An 878-nucleotide genomic window follows, 5' to 3' on the forward strand; every position below is an offset into this window, starting at 1 on the left:
GCGTGGCGCGCTGCCAGCTGGCGATCAGGTCGGTGCGCAGCAGCACCAGCAGCACCAGTGCCAACAGCCCGACCGCCAGGCTGCTGACCTGCACCACCGCGTAGCCCGGGCGCGCCGCGAGCTGGCGCGTGGCCAGCAGCAGCCAGCGCGGCGCCGCGCCCTCGCGCACCATGCGCCGCAGCAGCTGCAGGGCCGCCCCGGCCGCCAGCGCGAACAGCAGCAGCGCCGCCGCGAAGCCACCCACGGCAATGGCGCCGAGCTTCCAGTCGCGTGCCGCCACCAGCAGCAGCGCCGCAAAACCCGCCAGCCCCAGGGCCCACACCGCCAGCGCCGCCCGGCGCGGGCCGGCCAGCTCGCGCCGGATGACGCGCAGCGCCGGCACCTGCGCCAGCTGCAGCACCGGCGGCAGGCCAAAGGCCAACATCAGCGCCAGCCCCACGCCCAGACCCAGCACCGCCGGCCAGACGCCCGCGGCCGGCAGCCCGCCCGGCACCAATCCCGCCAGCAGCAGCACGAAACCATGGTGCAGGGCAAAGCCCAGCAACACCCCCAGAGCCGCCGCCACCAGCCCGGCCGCCAGGAACTCCAGCGCGTAGGCGGTCGCGATGCTGCGCTGCGGCAATCCCAGCACGCGCAGCAGCGCCGCCGCATCGAGATGGCGGGCCGCGAAGCCGCGCGAGGCCAGCGCCACGGCGACGGCTGCCAGCAGCGCCGCCAGCAGCGCCACCAGGTTCAGGAACTGCCCGGCCCGGTCGAGCGTCTGGCGCATCTCCGGCTGCCCGCTCTCCAGGGTCTCGATGCGCAGCCCGCGCACGCCCGGCTGCGCAGCCGCCTCCTGCACCCAGGCGGCGTAGCGCTGCACGGCGCGCGCCTCGCCC

General features: G+C 76.8%; 1 protein-coding gene. It reads right to left on the bottom strand.

Annotated features, from left to right (window positions below):
- On the bottom strand, positions 1-878 hold an 878-nt coding region (locus tag A612_RS05320), incomplete at both ends, for an FtsX-like permease family protein (protein WP_019373505.1).

Source organism: Melaminivora alkalimesophila, assembly GCF_000282995.1.
GTDB classification, from domain to species: domain Bacteria; phylum Pseudomonadota; class Gammaproteobacteria; order Burkholderiales; family Burkholderiaceae_C; genus Melaminivora; species Melaminivora alkalimesophila.